This window comes from Flavihumibacter stibioxidans (assembly GCF_014332695.1).
Lineage (GTDB): Bacteria > Bacteroidota > Bacteroidia > Chitinophagales > Chitinophagaceae > Flavihumibacter > Flavihumibacter stibioxidans.
Genome location: NZ_MBUA01000027.1, coordinates 359,903 through 379,350, shown reverse-complemented (window position 1 = coordinate 379,350; position 19,448 = coordinate 359,903). Strand labels below are relative to the sequence as shown.

Here is a 19,448-nt window from a genome sequence, read left to right as displayed (position 1 = left end):
ATCACACCAGGAGCCAGTTTGGCAGCAGTGATGGAACCATCTGCTACTTTGGAAGTAGTAATAGCAGCATCCGCTACCTTGGCTGTCGTTACCGCATTGGCGGCAATTTTATTGGCAACAATTGCATTGTCAGCCACTTTGGTGGAACCAACAGAAGCATTCGCCAGTTTGTTAGAAGTAATAGCAGCATCCGCAACCTTGGCTGTGGTTACTGCATTGGCAGCAACAGTCGGATTGGGATAAGTACCACTAAGGTCGCCGCCAGCCGTTCCACTTACCGGAATAGAGACAGGAATAACACCTGGTGCCAACTTAGCCGCTGTGATAGCCCCATCTGCAATTTTAGTTGTAGTTATCGCATTGGCAGCAACAGTTGGATTGGGAAATGCACCTGTAAGGTCACCACCTGCTGTACCGCTGACTGGTATTGATGTTGGAATGATACCCGGGGCAAGCTTATCTGCAGTAATGGCTCCATCGGCTATTTTATCCGTTGTTACAGCCCCGGAGGCCAGTTTATTTGAATTTACGGCTCCATTTTTTATTTGCGGATTGGGAAAATTACCGTTCAGGTCTCCCCCTGCTGCGCCAACCGGATTGGCAGATTCTGCCCGGAAAGCAAAGGGCACACTTGTTAACGGAGAACTGCCCATGGAAACATACTGTGTTCCTCCCTTTGGATCAATTTCAACCTGGAGGAATTTTCCACCGGCTTTAGACCATTCCACACCTTCCAGATTTCCGGTAACGGAGGAAGCCCCTTCACTGCCAATGGCGGTTGAAAAAAGGCCGAACTGGTTCGTACTGACACTGCGTGTTTCCTGGTAAACGATTGTTCCATTGCTACTTCCTTCCCTGATGGAAAGTCGCAAAGCAATGGTCTGATTTGACAAAGCAGTCCCGTTTACATTCCTGGCAATACCCTGGTAATTAATCTGTTTTGGTACCTGAGCTACAAGCGAGTTACATAAAAACAGTCCTACCACAAATGGCATAACGTGTTTTATCATTGGATTTGGATTTAGAGATTTAATCGAACTTTATTACTTTATACGAACCTTTTTTAACCTTGGAGCCGGCGACAGGCTCTAATTCAACATACAGGTAATACACTCCTGCCGTATACCCGGTCATATCAACCGACTGCGTATATCCGTAGCCGTAGTAATGAAAACCGGACTGTGCCATTTTACTGCCAGTCTGGCTGAATATCATATACCTCAGGTAACCACTCTGGCGCATGCTGAACTGAACCTTCAATATGGTCTTAACAGGGTTGGGTAATAATTTAACCTCCCCCGGTGCAAATGAGGGATCCGTTACCATCACCAGTGGGCGGGCAAAATCCGGCTGAAGAAAGCCCTGTGTTACCAGGAATGATTTACTTTCAGAATATCTGGTATCGATTCGGACCAATTCACCAACACTCCAGTCTACAACAATATTATCATTGCTGAAACCTGATCCGCTGACATTGACCGTACCCGTGCTAACTTGCTGGGCCTGGGATAACTTACCGGCAAAGGTTAAGACCAAAAGGCAGGCAATACCTTTTTTTACCATCATGAAATTCATAGTTTGGATTTCGTTGCTTATTTCTTATGGGTTAGGATCATCTTTTCAGTGAACACTTCATCGCTTAGATGAACCTGAACCACATAGGTTCCGCTGCTCCATCCCCTGAAATCATCAAAACTGATGAGGTTATTTCCGGGAACTACAGAAACCTTTTGCATTAGCATTAACGCACCATTCACAGAAAAAATTTTAACATAGGCAAAATCATTTTTTCCTGAGAGGACCTGAAGTTGCATCCTGTCCTTTACCGGGTTTGGTAATATGGTAAATCCTGCACTACGATTGAGTCCTCTTTCAACCTGAACAATAGAAGAGTACCTTATGCTGCCATCCACCCTGACGACTCTTATCCGGTAATATACCGTATTGCCATTTACTGAATTAAGATTATCGTCTGCTAAATAATTAACAAAACCTTCCTGGCTATTACTGTTCAATGTTTTAACGGCCGAGAAATTAGTTCCGTCCGTACTGCGCTCAATAACGTAGTAACTCACATTTTCATTGGCAGAAACATTGAACTCCAGTTTAGCGAGTTGCCCTTTCAGGGCAGCTTTTAAGTCAATCCTGTTGATGGGAAGAATGCCACAATCCGGACTTTCCAGTATAACAACCGTATCAGCAGCATATTCACCGCAACCCGCCAGTAATTGTTGCCTTACGATATAGGTCCCGGGGGTATCTACCCTGATCGTATAACCGAAAGTATCGCCAACAATATTTCCATCGGGTGTTACCCAGGTATATGTTGAGGTTGGCAATGGGTTCAGCACGGAAATCGTACTGATCATTTCATCACCACAGATCATAGGGATATCTGCAAAAGCATCTGCCGCCTTAAATTCAAAAAAGTCAAACGGTCCTACAAAATCTTTCAGTTCGGCAGTGAAAGAAGATGATGCTCTCGTTTTTACCAGGATACGACGGAATGGCATATCACACTGGCTTCCGCCAAGCAGGTTAATGGGGTCAAGCCCAAGTGTACCCATGTTTACAGAAAACTCAAGGAACTGGTTGGCATCAAAATCAGTCTGTACGGTATTATCTTTCCTTACCAGTTTAAACGGTCCTGCCCAGCTTGCAGCGGCATTCTGAATGCCGGTATAAAAATAATTTCCATTTTTGGGCATAATGCCGGCATATCCATATGTCGCACCGGCAGCAGCGCCGTCAAATTCTCCGGTCCAGTTAAAATTGGGCGAATTAATCAGCAGGGCGTCTTTGTGAACCCAGACTTTTGCAACCAGGTCCTGTAAACCGCTTCCGCCGAATTCGGCGGAAAAAATAACATCCCCGGGAGTGGTCACCACCCCGGTTACCGGATCAAATTTCCAGGATGTATGACCTGCGTCCGGACCAAAACCGGAAAATTTAGTAGTTGCCCTGTCATAAAAAATATCAGTTTGATATAATTCAAAATCAAAATAGCGGCTTCCGGAAGTAGCATCAATGGCAATTCCACCGAAGAAAAACAGGGAATCAGATACCGTATGGTAGGTATTGGCGCCATTCCGGCGAACATGCACAAAAATGTCCAGGATATCATTTTTTTGCGGAACGCTGGCCTCGATGGCTCCTATCCAGTCTGCAGGGCTATCCCCGTTCTTATTGGACATGGCATAAACAGTAGAATCCGCACCATGATAGTCGCGGATAAAAACGGCATCGATCAAAGTCCGCCCATCTACGATCTGAAAAGGATCATATTGCATGGTTCGGAAAAATGGAATCTTTCTGAAATTCAGATCTGTGTTATACCGCGTGGTAATAAAAGCAGCACCGCTGGTATCTATCACCCAACGGTAGGCCCTGTCGTTGTACCTGGCAAACCAGTCATGGGAATCCTGTACGTTCTGTATAATATTATTTCGGTATCCCGAATTGACCTCTCCTTCCACCCCAAATTTTGCTTTGACGGTAGGAGTAACAGTCTGTGCCTGTATATGATAGATGCCAAACAGCATAACTATCATAGTTATAATCAGCTTTTTCATAGCATTTAATTGGATTTTTAATAACGATAATGTGAATAGCACCGCTATTCCCATCATTTCAAAACTTCAATTAAAAAAGCTGATTTGTGCCTGCAGAAAAAGGTATAGAACAACCTGCAGGCCGAAGTAAATTGTAAGCAAAGTAAATGTGCTTTCATAAGATGCTGATTTTAGACAAAGGATCTGGATTAACTAACAACGGCTAAGTAAGCAGATTTATTCTTTAAAAACTAACTATTTACCATGATTTTTTCAAAACCCGTATATTTTCATTAATGCCCTCGTGAAAACACTTTTTCCCGTTATACTATTTTTACTATTGCTCGGATAAAAGGCAAAAAAAAAGCCGATACCGTTTGGTATCGACTAATTTTCAATCTGTTAGAAGAAATGCCATCCTGTGAACAGGACGGCCTCTAACGATTGCTTGCCATATGAAAATTCTTATTTTTTCAGAGAATCAACAGTAGCTTTTGCGCTATCAACAACGGCAGTAGCAGCAGAATCAACAGCAGCAACAGCGCTGTCAACAGTAGCAGTTACAGCAGAATCAACGGTAGCAGCAGCAGAATCAGCAACAGCTTCAGTTGTTTCAGCAGCGTTGTTACAAGCAGCAAATGCACCAATAACCAGGACGAAAAGGAGCTTTTTCATTTGTTCTTTTTTTGTTTTGAATGATTGATTTGAGTATTTATACCGGAACCGCAAAAAGGTAACCCGGCTTGCAAAAAATTTTTTAGACCTTTTTTACGGGTTACTATTTGTTATTTTGGGTATTAAATATAGCTGTGTGACAACAGACCCATTAGAAAAAGCATTGTTGAAAGGTTTGGCGGAAAACGACAGGAAGGCCACTGAAACCATTTATAAAGAAAATTATAATATGGTTCAGTCGATGATTATCAATAATAATGGTTCCGTAGACGACGCCAGGGATATCTTCCAGGAAGCCATGGTGGTTTTATATGAAAAGGCAAAATCCGGGAATTTTGAACTGAGCTGCCAGATAAAGACCTATATCTATTCGATTTGCAGACGATTGTGGCTCAAGCGTTTACAACAGTTGAACAGATATCAGACCGATGTAGGTGGTGTTGAAGATTCGGTACCTGTGGAAGAAGATCTTGAACAGCAGGAACAGAAAAACATGGAATTCCATGTCATGGAAAAAGCAATGATGGGCCTTGGTGAGCCCTGCAGGAGTTTACTGGACGCATTTTACCTGCAGAAAAAAAGCATGACGGAAATCGCCAGCGGATTTGGTTACACCAATGCCGATAATGCGAAAACCCAGAAATACAAATGCCTGTCCAGATTGAAAAAATTGTTTTTCGCCCAATATAAAAACCAGGTAGTATGACAGATGATGTGCAAATATTGGAGGCCGTTGAGCGGTATATCCGGGGTGAAATGGATACCCCTGAGAAGGAATACTTTGAGCAATTGCGTACATCCAACCCTGAAATTGACCAACTGGTAGTGGAACATTCCATTTTCCTGCAACAGATCAGTCAGTTCGGTGAACGCAAGAACCTGAAATCCCTCCTGAATGAAACCCATGCCAACCTGGTAAATAGCGGCCAGATCAGGGAGGAAGCCCCAAAGGTTAAGGTCATCCAACTGGTTAATAAATACAAAAGGGTTTTAGCAATGGCTGCTTCTATTGCAGGCCTTACCGCACTCGCCATCAGCGGACTGGTTACCTATTTTACACCGAAAAGTAACCCTTCTGAGATCGCTCAATTAAAGAAGGAGCTTAATGCGGTTAAAATTTCACAGAAACAAACCCAGAAAGAAATCAGCACTTTTAAGAACGCTCCCACCCGCCCGGCAACCCCGGGGAAATTCGGTGGCACTGGTTTTCTTATAGATGGCAAGGGATACCTGGTTACTTCAGCCCATGTGGTGGCAAAAGCAGACTCCATATATATTGTCAATACAAAGGGCGAATATTATAAGGCAAAAACACTTCATGTAAACGACCACACCGATATCGCCATCCTGAAAATAATTGACAAGCGTTTTGAACCCATCAGCAGGCTTCCTTATGGCATCCGTAAGGTCAGGGCCGAACTGGGTGAACAGATCTTTACACTGGGATTCCCGCGGACAGAAATAGTTTACAATGAAGGTTACCTGAGTGCAAAAACCGGTTTCAACGGAGATACTATATCCTATCAGATTGCCATTTCAGCCAATCCCGGTAACTCCGGAGGCCCGATTTTCAACCATTCCGGGGAAGTAATCGGTGTATTAAGTGGCAAACAACTGACTGCGGAGGGCGTAGTATTCAGCAGTCAGAGTAAAAATATCTTCAAGGCACTGGAAGTCATCAGGGAAGACAGCACTGCAGGAACCATTCGGGTGAACAGCCAATCTTCCGTAAAAGGAATTGACAGGGTTCAGCAGATCAAAAAAATAGAGGAATGCATTTATAATGTAATGAGCTACTGATAACTCGAAATGAGTAAAAAGAAAGGGGTAAGAGGAAAATAATTTCCTCTTACCCCTTCTTCATTGATCCTGTGTCCCCTAGGCCCAGAGATTCTGGGGGTATTCTCCGGCAGCTACCAGTGCATCAAGACTGGATTGTACACTTGGCGCATCTTCCTTATAGGTGACCCCAAACCAGTTGGCGGATGTCTGAATCACCGGAATAATTCCCTTGCCGGATTTTATAAAATCATCCGCAACAATCGGGATAAAAAATTCAGCCTTGGGGTTCCCTGCATTATCCTTCACAAATTCATCAAACATAGCCTGGCTGATTTCGAATACAGATGGATGGAAACACCAGAAATTCATTGATACACTGGAATCAAGAGGCAATTCCTTTGGTGAAAGCGCATCGTCACACAGAATCTTACCTTCCTGCATGGAGATATTGATTCTTTCGGCAATGGACTCAAGATTTCCACTGGCATCTACCCGGCAAACACCGCGGTTAACAGTTCCATGATCAGACAGGGTTTTCAGCAATTCATACCCGATGATGGACCAGGTGGTCGCATTGCATTTTTCTGTCAGGAACTGGTATGCTTTTACAAATGCGTCGCGTCCATAGAAATCATCGGCATTTATCACAGCGAATGGTTCATTCACAGCATTTTTAGCACACAATACAGCATGTGCGGTTCCCCAGGGCTTGGTACGATCTGCTGGAACGTCCATCCCGTTAAGAAATGATTTGAGGTCCTGGAAAACATAATCAACCTTAATTTTCCCTTCCAGTTTTTTCCCGAAAATTTCCCTGAAATCCGATTCGAAATCCTTCCTTATAATAAATACCACCTTGCCAAAACCGGCCCTGATGGCGTCATATATTGAATATTCCATAATGGTTTCACCACTGGGGCCAAACGATTGGATCTGCTTCAAACTTCCATACCTGGAAGCCATTCCCGCCGCCAGTATCACGAGTGTTGGTTGCATTCTTCTAATTTTGTTTTAGGGCACGAATATAAATATTCCACATGATTAAGTCAATCCGGCCAGAGACAGTTAATATAGAGGCCATTAAATATGCCGCAATACAAACGGTTGATATTTCTTTACTGAGGCTGGACAAAATCCATCCGGTCATCAGCGGTAATAAATGGTTCAAACTCAAAGAATACCTCAAACTCGCCATTGAAGGAAATAAAAAAGGGATTATTACTTTCGGGGGTACCTGGTCCAACCATATTGTGGCTACCGCCTGTGCAACGCGTTCGGCCGGACTTTCCAGTATCGGCATCATAAGGGGGGAAGAGCCGGCTACCTTTAGCCAAACCCTTCAGGATGCCCAGGCTTTTGGGATGGATCTCAGGTTTCTAAACAGGGCCGCATTCAGGGAAGCAAGCAAAGCCCCTGACACTTTTTTACCTGAAACCAATGACTGGATGGTTGTTCCTGAAGGCGGCAAAGGGGAATCCGGAGTCGCCGGTGCATCATCCATCCTTGACCTGGTACCGGACCTGGATATGTATACCCATATCTGCTGTGCCGTTGGCACAGGTACGATGCTGGCCGGATTAACGAATGCAGCCCGTCCCTGGCAGAAACTGATTGGAATCAGCAGCCTTAAAGGGGAAGATGGGCTGACCGCTGCTGTTTCCGCGATGCTGAAACCAGGTGCGGCCCGGTTTTCCATCTTTTTCGATTACCATTTTGGCGGCTATGCCAAACACCCACCAGCGCTGGTTGACTACATGAACCAGTTCTTCCGCCAAACCAGGATACCCACTGACATTGTGTATACCTCCAAACTGCTGTTTGGCATTGAGCAATTGCTGCATTCCGGGTATTTTCCTGAAAATTCGAAAGTACTGGTTATACATAGCGGCGGTCTTCAGGGCAACAGGTCACTAAAGGCAGGCGAATTGATTTTTTAATATTTCAATTGCTTTTTTAATATTCCACATGCATAACCTGTGTATTATATTTGCCGGGATGGCACGGATCATATGTAAACGCTTCCGGTTTTTGCCGGTACTTTTTTTTCTGTTTTCCACCGGAACCTATGGCCAGGACACCCTGCCCTCCTTTTCGGCGCAATTAAGGCCCGGCAACAAAGTATTGGTTAGCTGGAACAACCATTTCGGGAAAAAAATCAGGCAGATTAGCATTCAAAGATCAGCTGACAGCCTGAGGAATTATAAAACCATTATGACCCTCCCGGATCCGACCATCCCCCAAAATGGTTACCTCGACCAGAAGGTGATCGACACCAATCATTATTACCGCCTCTACATTCTTCTTGACAGCGGAAAATATATTTTCAGTCCCTCAAAAAAAGCAACCAGGCCAAAACCTGCACCTCCGGCCACTGTGGTTAAGACTGAAAAAAAGCCTTCCGAACCGGTCCAAAACAAACACACCACCCCCATTCCCCCTGCCCCCGTTGCAGAAAAAAACAAACCTGCCGGGGAGACCGTTGTGCCTGCCCCAATTCCCGAACGATTCATCCTTATTGAACGAAGAGATACTGTCATCGGGAGGATCAGCGAGAAACAAATCCAGCGCTTCCGTGATTCTGTCAGCCTGAAAACAAAGGACACCCTGGTAATGCTCCACCCCGACACCCTGGAGATCAGGCCATTTATTCCGGCAGATGTATTCAGGCCATCGAGATTTGTATTTATGGACAAGTCCGGACTCCTTCATATTGAACTGCCGGACGCCACCCGGAAAAAATATATGGTCAGGTTTTTTGAATCAGACAGGACGCCCCTGTTTGATATCAAGGAAATCCGGGATGAGCTGTTGTTGCTCGATAAGGCCAATTTCCTGCATGCCGGCTGGTATTTATTTGAATTATACGAAGAGGGTAAACTCAAAGAGAAAAACAGGTTTTTTATTGCCCGTGATTTTTAACAGGTTAAACATGGTCCCTGGAAGACCGACAGTAATATTTAATTGTTATCCGTTGCGATCTGCACATTAAAAACCTCCCCGAAGCTGCGTTTCAGGTCTTCTTTTACCTGTTCAAAAGGCACTGGCCTGCCCAATTCCTTTTCCAGGGAGGTAACCGATTTCTGGCTTATTCCACAGGGTACGATATGGTCAAAATAACTCAGGTCAGTATTAACATTAAATGCGAACCCATGCATGGTAACCCAACGACTGCACCTTACTCCCATCGCACAGATCTTTCTTTCCCTTCCAGGAATGGATGGATCGAGCCAGACACCTGTTTCGCCGGCGGATCGCTCGCCTTTCAACCCATACACAGCCATGGTGCGGATGATTACTTCCTCCAGGTTGCGTAAATACTTTCCGATATCGGTGTAAAATTTTTCAAGGTCCAGGATTGGGTAACCTACCAATTGCTGCGGACCATGAAAAGTGATATCACCTCCCCTGTTTGTCCTGAAAAACTCAATCCCCTTTTCTGCGCGTGCTTCATCTGAAATCAGCACATGTTCCATATGCCCGCTTTTACCCAGGGTATAAACAGGAGGATGTTCGACAAATAACAGGTGGTGCACAGTTTCTGCGGATATTAAGTCCCGGGAAGCCTTTTTCCCGAGATTTTCCTGCAAAAGACTTTCCTGTAAATCCCAGGCGGATCGGTAATCCATTTTCCCCAAATCCCTGAACAATACTTGCTCCATTCTGCAAAATTAGCGGAAGGCTAGCCTTGGTTACCTATTTTTGCCAAAATTTGTTTGGAGATGGCAATAAACCTGGCAGAAGAGGAATTGGAAGACCAGCAGGAAGCGACCGACGAGTTGTATGAACAACATGTATTCCGGATCGATCCCGGCCAGGAGCCTTTGCGCATAGATAAATTCCTCGTGGCAAGGATTGAATACGCCACCAGGAATAAGGTCCAGAAAGCCATTGAGGCTGGCAGGGTAATGGTCAACGGCAAAACAACCCAGTCAAATTACAAGATCCGCCCGGGTGATGAGCTGGTGGTGTATTCACACAGGGAAAAAAAGGGTGAACATATCATTCCCCAGCCCCTGCCCCTGAATATCCATTATGAAGATGACCAGATTCTGATCATCAATAAACCGGCGGGACTTGTGGTGCACCCTGCTTCCGGTAACCCGGATGGCACTTTGATCAATGGAGTAGCCTGGTACCTGCAGCAGCAGAACAAGGATATTTCTGAAGAGAACCTGCCGCGGTTTGGAATGGTCCACCGGATTGATAAAAATACCAGCGGACTGATGGTACTGGCTAAAACCGATAAAGCCGTTACCTCGCTGGCAAAACAATTCTTTGACCACACCGTCTTTAGAAGATATATCGCACTTGTATGGGGAGATCCGGCCGAGGAAGAAGGAACAGTCATTGCACATATCGGACGCCACAAAAGGTTCAGGAAACTTTTTGATGCCTACCCGGAGGGTGATTACGGCAAGGATGCCATCACCCATTACAAGGTGCTGGAACGTTTCGGTTATGTATCACTGATAGAATGCCGCCTTGAAACGGGCCGAACCCACCAGATCAGGGTGCATATGCAACACATTGGGCATCCGCTGTTCAATGATGATTTTTACGGAGGCGACAGGATTGTTAAGGGCACGGTTTATACCAAATACAAGCAATTTGTAGACAACTGCTTTGCCATTTGCCCCAGGCATGCGCTGCATGCGAAAAACATCGGGTTTACACACCCCGGCACCGGCGAACAAATATTTTTCGAAAGTGAACTGGCGGAAGACATGAAGCAGCTCATAGAGAAATGGCGGCGTTATGTCAGGGCGAGGGGAAACAGTTTAATGGAATCCGAATAAGGTAGCCGTGAAAATTCCGGTTTCCCTTTTTTTCAATGCCACTTTCCAACTGCCGGTGTAACGTATCAGTGTGGGTACGACCTGGCCATTCAACTGGTCCATTTCCACCTGCATCTGCACATCAAAATCATATACCCCCGCGTCATAACTGAGGTCATAGGTTCGTCCGACAATTTTCATGTCCTTCTGGTCGAACCATGTTTTCACACTGTTGATGACGATATCACCGTTTTGCCGGGCGGACAGACCGGCACGGGTCCGAATGCTGAAAACATAGCAGTTTTGACCGCGGTAGCTTTCCATATCAAGTTCAAAATCATAGAGTGACGCCATTGGCTCCTCGTAAATATTGATCTTATTGCCGATAAAAGGGATGCCGGGGATTTTTCGGCCGGGATTAAAGAACAGCATCTTTAACTGCTCCTTGTGTTTTTCAAGGCCTTTTTTATGTCGCAGGCTAAGTTCGGCTGCGCTGACAGTGTTATTCTCATTACAAACTTCCCCGTTGGTAAAGAAAAGTCCGGCGTACATCTCTGCCGTATAATAATTCCACCCGCCCTTTTTATTCCTTATATCACCGCTTATTTTTTCATCACGGGTTTCCATCCGCCTGCAACCACTGTCAAAATACTGGATGGTCCGGCTTTGCAGCGAACCTTTCACATTTGATTTTTTATCCAGCATCCGGATATCATTCAGTGCGGTATAATTGCTTTCCCGGAGATTTTTAAAAGCCCGGTAAAAACTGGTATCCAGTTGAATTCTCCGTATAAAGCCCGGTACATCCATCCCCGAACGCACCACCACTTCCTTCAGGGTAACAACCTTATTGTCAATATTAAGCAGGGAATCCTGGGAAAAACAGTGATGGGAAGGAACCAGCATACAAATGGCAATTACGGGCTTTCTGACCCATGCAACTGCCAATCTGAAAATCTGGTAATTTTTCACTTATTTGGAAAACATCATTCGGTAATCGACGCGGATCTTTCCCCTGGAAATATCGTCCAGCTTGCGCTTCAGCAATTTCCTTTTAAGGGGTTTGATATGGTCAATAAACAGTTTGCCTTCAATATGATCATATTCATGCAGGATTACCCTGGCAGTGATGCCATTGAAGGTCCTGGTTTTGGGCAGGAAGTTTTCATCCACATATTCAATGGTTACCTCTTCGGGCCTGAAAACATCTTCCCGGATCTTAGGTATGCTGAGACAACCTTCATTGTATGCCCAATCTTCCCCTTCGAGGGTTTGGATATGCGCGTTGATGAACACTTCCTTGACACCTTCATCATTGGGAAATTCTTCCTTCTCCTCTTTATCAAGGTTGGCAATTATCTGGGCGCTGTCCACCACAAACAACCTGATATCCTTATTAATCTGGGGAGCTGCTAGTCCCACCCCATTGCTATGATACATGGTTTCCCACATATCCGCTATCAGGTTTTGCAAAGCCGGGTAGTCGGGAGTGATATCCTTTGATATGGTTCTCAAAATCGGGTGACCATAAGCCACAATGGGTAAAATCATGCTTTCAGTAATTATTCGAGGTGCAAAGTTAAGGATTCCTTCCCAGCCATTCCTGCAGCATGATGGTGGCTGCAATTTCATCCACCAGGGCTTTGTTGCGGCGGTCCTTCTTTTTCAGGCCCGATTCCAGCATGCTTTGTTTGGCCATTTTTGAAGTGTACCGTTCGTCAACTTTTTCAACAGGCATCGCCGGAAAGTTCTTTTTCAGGTCGCGGATGCAGGCTTCAACCAGCGGGGTGGCATGGGTATCAGTATCATCCCAGTTTTTGGGTTCGCCGATAATAATCCTTTCCACCGGTTCACCGGCAAAATACTGTTTCAGGAAGGGGATCAATTCTTTGGATGGAACGGTTGTCAGCCCGGTAGCAATGATTTGCAGGGGATCTGTTACGGCAATCCCAGTGCGCTTTCCACCGTAATCGATCGCTAAAACTCGCGCCATCAGATTCTTTGAAGTTTAAGATAAAAAAATTGAGCCCGGTTCCATATCTCCATGCCCCATTCACCCATTCACCCATTCACCCATTCACCCATTCACCATTGACCCATTCACCATTGACCACTTGGCCCCTTCACCTTACCAGCAAATCAGCAATCACCAATACGGCGAAGACCACACTGGCGATGCCATTGGCGGTCATGAAGGCGATGTTCACACGGGTGAGGTCATTGGGCTTAATGATGGAATGCTGGTAAATGAGCATGCCAATGAATACAATTACGCCCAACCAATACCACCAGCCGAAATGGCCATGTACCCCTGCGACAATCACACTGGTGGCGCTGAGCAGGTGCAGCAGTTCGGAAACCCACAAGGCTTTCTGTTTGCCCAGCGCAGCAGGAATGGAATGCAATTGCTGGGATCGGTCAAATTCTTCATCCTGGAGAGCATAAATGATATCAAAGCCACTTACCCAGAAGATCACAGCAAAGGAAAACAAGACCGGCAGCCAGTCGAATTTGCCGGTAACAGCCAGATAGGCGCCGATAGGTGCGAGCGACAATCCCAGGCCCAGCACCAGGTGGCAAAGGGCAGTGAATCGCTTTGTAAAACTATACCCGAGAACTACCAACAGAGCCACCGGGGAAAGGTAAAAGCAAAGCGGATTGATCAGCCAGCTGCAAATCACAAACAGCAAACTGCTGAAAATGGTAAACAACAATGCTTTATCTGCGCTCACAATTCCGGATGGAATTTCCCGGATGGCTGTCCTGGGATTTTTTGCATCAAAATGACGGTCGAGGTAGCGGTTAAAAGCCATGGCAGCGCTACGGGCGAAAACCATACAGAGCACCACTAACAGGAATTTAACCAATACCTGCCGGTAATCCTGTGTCAGCAGCCCATAATAGCCGGTTGTACCGGTTGCCGCCAGGAAAAACCCGATCATGGCAAATGGCATTGCAAAAATGGTATGCGAAAACTTAATCAGGCTTAGATAATTCTTTATTGTACTCATGTCGATATCAGTAATATTTCAAGATGCTCTACCTACAAACGCGATCTGACCATTTCCCATAAAACAATTCCTGCCGCAACAGAAATATTAAGAGAGTGTTTCATACCTAATTGGGGGATTTCAATACAGCCATCGCTCAGGGCAATAACTTCCGGATCCACGCCGCTTACTTCGTTCCCAAAAACCAGGGCCAGTTTTTCATCCGGCTCGGCAGCCAGCCGGTTCAATTTATAACTGTCAGTTACCTGTTCCACTGCATAAATCCCGTATCCTTTTTCTTTTAACGTATGAACAGCCTCTACGGTTTTGGAAAAATACTGCCATTTTACCGTTTCAGTTGCCCCGAGGGCAGTCTTATGAATATCGCGGTGAGGTGGCTGGGGGGTAAACCCGCATAAATACACAGCTTCCAGCAGGAAGGCATCTGCCGTGCGGAAAACGCTACCAACATTATGCATACTCCTGATATTATCCAGCACCACCACAATCGGAATCTTGTCAGCCTGCCTGAACTCCTCAACCGACTTCCTGTTAAGCTCTTCCATGCTAAGTTTGCGCATCCAGCAAATATACAAACTTCCCCCTCGCCCAACTCCTGTCCCAATATCGAATCCCCCGGAGACCCATCCACCCGCTCCTCACCAATTATCCCCACCGTGAAAGCACCCTTGCACTCTTGTCCGCTTAGCCCCTATATTTGCTGGTTATGTCGAAAAGCAGTGCAGATACACCCTTAATGCAACAGCACAAGGCCATTAAACAGCGTTACCCCGATGCTATATTATTGTTCCGTGTGGGTGATTTTTATGAGACTTTTGGCCCGGATGCCATTATATCCTCACAGGTACTTGGTATTACACTGACCAAAAGAAATAACGGTGCAGCCTCATCTTCAGAACTGGCGGGCTTTCCCCACCATGCACTGGATACCTACCTGCACAAACTGGTAAAGGCAGGATACCGTGTAGCCATCTGCGACCAGCTGGAAGACCCGAAGATGGTGAAAGGAATCGTCAAACGGGGTGTTACCGAAATGGTCACCCCGGGTACCGCCACCAATGAAAAACTGCTGGAACATCATTCCAATAATTTCCTGGGAAGTTTATATTTTATTGATGACAATCAGTTCGGAATCGCCTTCCTGGATATCTCTACAGGCGAATTTTTTGTTGCGGAGGGTGATCGCGAATATGCTGATAAACTCCTGCAAAGTTTCCAGCCTTCGGAAGTTTTGTTCCAGCGCCACAAACAAAAACAGTTCAAGGAATTATTCGGAGCCAGGTTTTATACCTATACCCTTGATGAATGGATCTTTCAGGAAACCTATGCACAGGAAACCCTGCTGAAACATTTCCAGACCCATTCACTGAAAGGATTCGGGGTGGATGATCTAAGTACCGGCCTGGTAGCAGCAGGCGCCATTATCCATTACCTGAAAGATACAGAGCATCCCAACCTGCAGCATATTACAGGCATGCAGCGAATCGACAGGGAAGATTTCTTATGGATGGACAGGTTTACCATCCGGAACCTGGAACTTCTGGGCGGACCTAACAGTGAGGGTCACACGTTATTAAAGGTGCTTGACCAGACCGTATCCCCCATGGGCGCCAGGTTGCTCAAACGATGGATTGTATTCCCGCTGAAAGAAAGTTCCAGGATCAACGAGCGTCTGGACCTTGTGGAACATTTTATCACCCAGGTTGACCTCCGAAACCAGCTTTCCCAGCATATCAGGCAGTGTGGTGATATTGAAAGGCTTGTCAGCAAAATCCCGCTTAAAAAAATTGGTCCGCGTGAAGTGTTGCAGTTGTCAAAGGGCCTGCAGCAGGTGGCGCAGATCAAACTGCATTGTGACACTACCGGTAATGACTACCTGAAACGATTGTCTGACGCACTGAATCCATGTAACTATATCGCCGAAAAGATCCAGCAGGAACTGGTGGAAAACCCGCCACCAGTAATTGCCAGGGGTTCCTATATTGCCGCCGGCGTGAATGCAGAACTGGATGATCTCAGAAATATTGCCAGTACAGGCAAGGAATACCTCGTTCAATTGCAGCAAAAGGAGGCGGCCGAAACGGGAATTCCCTCGCTAAAAATCGGATTCAACAATGTTTTCGGTTATTACCTCGAAGTAACCAATACCCATAAAAACAAGGTTCCGGCAAGCTGGACAAGAAAGCAGACCCTGGCAAATGCAGAAAGGTATATTACCCCCGAGTTAAAGGAATACGAGGAAAAGATTACGGGAGCTGAAGACAAAATACTGCAAATCGAAGCGCAGTTGTTTGAGTCGCTGTTAAATGAACTGCAGGATTATCTTTCGCCCATCCAGACCAATGGAAATATTCTGGCTATTATGGATTGCCTGCTGAGTTTCGCACAAAATGCCCTTCAGTTCCGATATAAACGGCCACAGATACATGAAGGCAGCGACCTGCGGATCAATGCAGGACGGCACCCGGTAATTGAGCGGTACCTTTCCCCCGGCGACCAGTATGTGGCCAATGACATTATTCTGAACAAGACTGACCAGCAGGTAATTATCCTCACCGGTCCCAACATGAGCGGTAAAAGTGCCTTGCTGCGACAGGTGGCCCTGATTACCCTGATGGCCCATATGGGTTGTTTTGTGCCTGCTGATGAAGCCATTCTGCCGGTAACGGATAAGATATTTACCAGGGTCGGTGCATCTGACAACCTTAGCGGGGGAGAATCAACCTTTATGGTTGAAATGAACGAAACAGCCAGCATCATCAATAATGTAACGTCCAGAAGCCTGATACTGCTGGATGAAATCGGCCGGGGTACATCCACTTATGATGGCATCTCCATAGCCTGGAGCATTGTTGAGTTCCTTCACCAGGCGCCACAACAACCGCTCACCCTCTTTGCCACCCATTACCATGAACTCAATGAACTGGAAAACAACTGGCAACGGGTAAAGAATTTTCATATCACCAATAAAGAAGTAGGCAATAAAATCATTTTTCTGCGCAAACTTGCTCCGGGTGGCAGCACCCATAGTTTTGGTATCCATGTGGCGCGTATGGCCGGCATGCCTCCTGTGCTGATCAACAGGGCCAATGAAATCCTTGAACAGCTCGAATCCAAACACCTGCATGCTGCCGGCGGAGACGAAGATTCAAAAACCGGCAGAACCAGTTCCGGGGAAGCTTCGCTCTCAGAAAAAGTAAAAGATCTTGGTGGCCCCAGAATGCAGTTGTCCATCTTTGACATACACTCCCAGACATTTGATGGCATCCGGAAAATGCTGGAAGGGATTGACATCAACCGTTTAACCCCGGTAGAAGCTTTGCTGAAACTGCAGGAAATCAAAAATATGATTCAATAATTGCCTGCAGTACTTAATGATATTATAACCAGGATCCCTGTTCCGGTAAGCCTGCAACACTTAAATTGCGTACCATGAAAAAGTTTCTATTCTCCGTTTTATTATGTTCTGCTATCTTAAGTTTGAACGCACAACTGAAAACGATTACAGACTTACCTGTCATATTAGACAATTACCTCTATACGGGAAACCGGGTGGTTGCCAATATCATATATGGCGGGGAAGGTGTGTATGAAATCACGGAGGGTAAAAAACTGGTTGAGGTTAAGGGAAATCAAATTGTCCTTACAGAAAAGGGGGAGAAATTGATCAGCAAAAAGAAACGGATTGCATTCAGCCTGGCTACCAGAGAGGCAAACGGAGCCCCGGCAAAAACGTTTATATTGCTTGCCGATGAATTCCAAAAGAACCCGGTTGTTGCACACAGGGGAGCCTGGAAGCATTCCGGTATGCCGGAGAACTCAATTGGCGCCTTGAAACACGCCGTCAAACTGGGCTGTGCAGGCTCTGAATTTGATGTTCAGATGACATCAGACGATTCCCTTATTATTAATCACGATGCTTCTTACAAAGGGAAAAATATAGAATCGAACAGCTTCAGCGAACTGGCAAAAACCAACCTGGAAAATGGTGAGCCTTTGCCCACCCTTCGTCAGTACCTGGTGGCAGGAATGCAGCAACAAGGTACAAAGCTGGTGCTTGAAGTGAAACCATCCGACAAAAACAGGGACAGGGCACTATTAAGAGCCCGTAAAATTGTTGAACTGGTACATTCAATGGGTGCACAGGCCTGGATCATGTATATCAGCTTTGATTATGATATCCTGAAAGAAATCCGCCGGATTGATCCTTATGCCCACCTCCAGTTTCTCAACGGAAACAAATCTCCGCTGGAGTTGAAAGCGGATAAAATGGATGGACTTGATTATCACTTCAGCGTGTTCAGGAAAAATGAAAACTGGATCAGGGAAGCTATTGACAACAAGCTTGCACTCAATACATGGACGGTAAACGATACCCCTACCCTTCAATATTTCCTTTCCCAAAAATTTGATTTCATCACCACCAATGAGCCCGAGTTATTGTTCGAGGAATGGAAAAAAGCAACTACTACCAAATAACCCCTCCTTCACCCTTCACCATTCACCCTTCACCATTCACTAGATCAGCCCCCTGAGCGTACTCACCACAAAATCCACTTCTTCCCTGGTATTGTGACGGCTGAAGGAGAAACGCACGGCCACCTGGTTGGGATTGTTATTAATAGCCCTGATGACATGTGATCCCTGGTCAACCCCGCTGGTACAGGCACTGCCACCGGAGGCACAGATACCCTTGATATCAAGGTTGAATAATATCATTTCTGACTTTTCGGTTTTGGGGAAGGAAACATTCAGTACGGTGTACAGGCTCTCGCCAAATGTATCTCCATTAAAGTATACTCCTTTGATGTTTTCTTTCAGTTGATCGGCCATATAACGCTTCAGCCCACCAATATACATGCTGTCTTCCGTATACCTTTCAGTTGCCAGTTCAAGCGCTTTGGCGAAACCCACGATTCCATAAAGATTCTCGGTTCCGGCACGCATATTTCTTTCCTGTGAGCCGCCATGAATCATTGGCTTGATCTGTACATTTTCATTGATGTATAAAATCCCCACTCCTTTCGGACCATGAAATTTGTGCCCTGCGCCGGTGATAAAATGAACTGGTGTGTTGCGCAGGTCGAAGGGGTAATGGCCCACTGTCTGTACCGTATCAGAATGGAAGATGGCATTGTATTTCTTGCAGATTTCCCCCACTGCATGGATATCAAGCAAATTGCCGATCTCATTATTGGCATGCATAAGCGTCACCAGGCACTTTTCTCCGCTTTCACCAAGGATTCTTTCCAGGTCTTCCAGGTCCACATGCCCGTTGGTACCCGATTTCACATAACTTAAAGCTGCTTCACCCTTCTGGTTCAGGTATTCCACCGTATGCAAAGTGGCATGGTGCTCCAGTGGCGAGCTGATGATATGCCTGCAACCCAGGTCATGGACGGCCGCAGTAATGGCTGTGTTACTGCTTTCCGTACCGCCGGAGGTGAAAAATATTTCTGCGGGGTGCGCATGAAGGATCTTAGCCACTGTTTTCCTTGCATTTTCAATGGCCAGCCGGCTTTCCCTTCCATAGGAATAAATGGATGAGGGATTGCCGAATTTTTCAGTCAGAAAAGGCATCATGGCTTCCAGCACAGCAGGGTCCAGTGGGGTGGTTGCAGCGTTATCGAAATATATCCTTTGCACTTGCGTGA

Annotated in this window: 19 protein-coding genes; 7 read left to right on the top strand and 12 right to left on the bottom strand. The window is 45.9% G+C overall.

Annotated elements, in window-relative coordinates; all coding sequences use genetic code 11:
• From BC349_RS15585 to BC349_RS15570, 4 genes are all read right to left on the bottom strand, one after another.
• Nucleotides 1-1,010: hypothetical protein (locus tag BC349_RS15585; RefSeq protein WP_222840200.1), on the bottom strand; the 1,010-nt coding region annotated here is incomplete at its 3' end.
• Between the two features lie 19 nt (nt 1,011-1,029).
• The gene (locus BC349_RS15580; RefSeq protein ID WP_187257689.1) at nt 1,030-1,566 is read right to left on the bottom strand and encodes a T9SS type A sorting domain-containing protein; all 537 of its coding nucleotides are present in this window, start codon (nt 1,564-1,566) and stop codon (nt 1,030-1,032) included.
• Nucleotides 1,567-1,592: 26 nt separating this feature from the next.
• On the bottom strand, nt 1,593-3,572 hold the full coding sequence (locus tag BC349_RS15575; protein ID WP_187257688.1) for a T9SS type A sorting domain-containing protein: 1,980 nt from the start codon (nt 3,570-3,572) through the stop codon (nt 1,593-1,595).
• Nucleotides 3,573-4,016: 444 nt separating this feature from the next.
• Nucleotides 4,017-4,226: a hypothetical protein gene (locus BC349_RS15570; protein WP_187257687.1), complete on the bottom strand. Its 210-nt coding sequence runs from the start codon at nt 4,224-4,226 to the stop codon at nt 4,017-4,019.
• 136 nt (nt 4,227-4,362) lie between these two features.
• Between BC349_RS15570 and BC349_RS15565 the strand changes: the two genes are divergently transcribed.
• On the top strand, nt 4,363-4,932 hold the full coding sequence (locus tag BC349_RS15565; protein WP_343063751.1) for an RNA polymerase sigma factor: 570 nt from the start codon (nt 4,363-4,365) through the stop codon (nt 4,930-4,932).
• Nucleotides 4,929-6,026: a S1 family peptidase gene (locus BC349_RS15560; protein ID WP_187257686.1), complete on the top strand. Its 1,098-nt coding sequence runs from the start codon at nt 4,929-4,931 to the stop codon at nt 6,024-6,026. The genes BC349_RS15565 and BC349_RS15560 overlap by 4 nt, the downstream gene beginning before the upstream one ends.
• A gap of 78 nt (nt 6,027-6,104) precedes the next feature.
• On the opposite strand, the gene BC349_RS15555 is transcribed toward BC349_RS15560, so the two are convergent.
• Nucleotides 6,105-7,004, bottom strand: coding sequence for a nucleotidyltransferase family protein (locus BC349_RS15555; protein WP_187257685.1), 900 nt, complete (start codon nt 7,002-7,004; stop codon nt 6,105-6,107).
• Between the two features lie 41 nt (nt 7,005-7,045).
• Here BC349_RS15555 and BC349_RS15550 point away from each other — a divergent pair, with 41 nt between their 5' ends.
• Entirely contained in the window at nt 7,046-7,945 is a 900-nt protein-coding gene (locus BC349_RS15550; protein ID WP_187257684.1) for a 1-aminocyclopropane-1-carboxylate deaminase/D-cysteine desulfhydrase, read from the top strand.
• 58 nt (nt 7,946-8,003) lie between these two features.
• Nucleotides 8,004-8,927 (top strand): hypothetical protein, encoded by a 924-nt coding sequence (locus BC349_RS15545; protein WP_187257683.1) that lies wholly within the window; start codon nt 8,004-8,006, stop codon nt 8,925-8,927.
• A gap of 38 nt (nt 8,928-8,965) precedes the next feature.
• Here the strand turns inward: BC349_RS15545 and lipB are convergent, their stop codons facing one another.
• Nucleotides 8,966-9,667, bottom strand: coding sequence for a lipoyl(octanoyl) transferase LipB (gene lipB, locus BC349_RS15540; protein ID WP_187257682.1), 702 nt, complete (start codon nt 9,665-9,667; stop codon nt 8,966-8,968).
• Nucleotides 9,668-9,727: 60 nt separating this feature from the next.
• On the opposite strand from lipB, the gene BC349_RS15535 reads away from it, so the two are divergent.
• Nucleotides 9,728-10,804 (top strand): RluA family pseudouridine synthase, encoded by a 1,077-nt coding sequence (locus tag BC349_RS15535; protein ID WP_187257681.1) that lies wholly within the window; start codon nt 9,728-9,730, stop codon nt 10,802-10,804.
• Here BC349_RS15535 and BC349_RS15530 read toward each other — a convergent pair.
• The 5 genes from BC349_RS15530 to BC349_RS15510 all read right to left on the bottom strand — a co-directional run bounded on the left by BC349_RS15530 (nt 10,787) and on the right by BC349_RS15510 (nt 14,354).
• Nucleotides 10,787-11,689 carry a hypothetical protein gene (locus BC349_RS15530; RefSeq protein ID WP_187257680.1) on the bottom strand — a complete coding sequence of 301 codons (903 nt, stop codon included), beginning with the start codon at nt 11,687-11,689 and terminating at the stop codon, nt 10,787-10,789. The two genes, BC349_RS15535 and BC349_RS15530, sit on opposite strands and share 18 nt — an antisense overlap.
• A gap of 66 nt (nt 11,690-11,755) precedes the next feature.
• Complete coding sequence (def, locus tag BC349_RS15525) at nt 11,756-12,334, bottom strand: peptide deformylase (protein WP_187257679.1); 579 nt, start codon at nt 12,332-12,334, stop codon at nt 11,756-11,758.
• Nucleotides 12,335-12,362: 28 nt separating this feature from the next.
• Entirely contained in the window at nt 12,363-12,776 is a 414-nt protein-coding gene (ruvX, locus tag BC349_RS15520) for a Holliday junction resolvase RuvX (RefSeq protein ID WP_187257678.1), read from the bottom strand.
• Between the two features lie 130 nt (nt 12,777-12,906).
• Nucleotides 12,907-13,794 carry a UbiA-like polyprenyltransferase gene (locus BC349_RS15515; protein WP_187257677.1) on the bottom strand — a complete coding sequence of 296 codons (888 nt, stop codon included), beginning with the start codon at nt 13,792-13,794 and terminating at the stop codon, nt 12,907-12,909.
• A gap of 32 nt (nt 13,795-13,826) precedes the next feature.
• Complete coding sequence (locus BC349_RS15510; RefSeq protein ID WP_187257676.1) at nt 13,827-14,354, bottom strand: RNA methyltransferase; 528 nt, start codon at nt 14,352-14,354, stop codon at nt 13,827-13,829.
• Between the two features lie 146 nt (nt 14,355-14,500).
• Between BC349_RS15510 and mutS the strand changes: the two genes are divergently transcribed.
• Both mutS and BC349_RS15500 read left to right on the top strand, forming a co-directional pair.
• Nucleotides 14,501-17,152, top strand: coding sequence for a DNA mismatch repair protein MutS (gene mutS / locus BC349_RS15505; protein ID WP_187257675.1), 2,652 nt, complete (start codon nt 14,501-14,503; stop codon nt 17,150-17,152).
• A 74-nt stretch (nt 17,153-17,226) separates the two neighbouring features.
• Entirely contained in the window at nt 17,227-18,273 is a 1,047-nt protein-coding gene (locus tag BC349_RS15500) for a glycerophosphodiester phosphodiesterase family protein (protein WP_187257674.1), read from the top strand.
• Between the two features lie 39 nt (nt 18,274-18,312).
• Here the strand turns inward: BC349_RS15500 and BC349_RS15495 are convergent, their stop codons facing one another.
• Nucleotides 18,313-19,440 carry an aminotransferase class V-fold PLP-dependent enzyme gene (locus BC349_RS15495; RefSeq protein ID WP_187257673.1) on the bottom strand — a complete coding sequence of 376 codons (1,128 nt, stop codon included), beginning with the start codon at nt 19,438-19,440 and terminating at the stop codon, nt 18,313-18,315.
• Between the last annotated feature and the right edge of the window lie 8 nt (nt 19,441-19,448).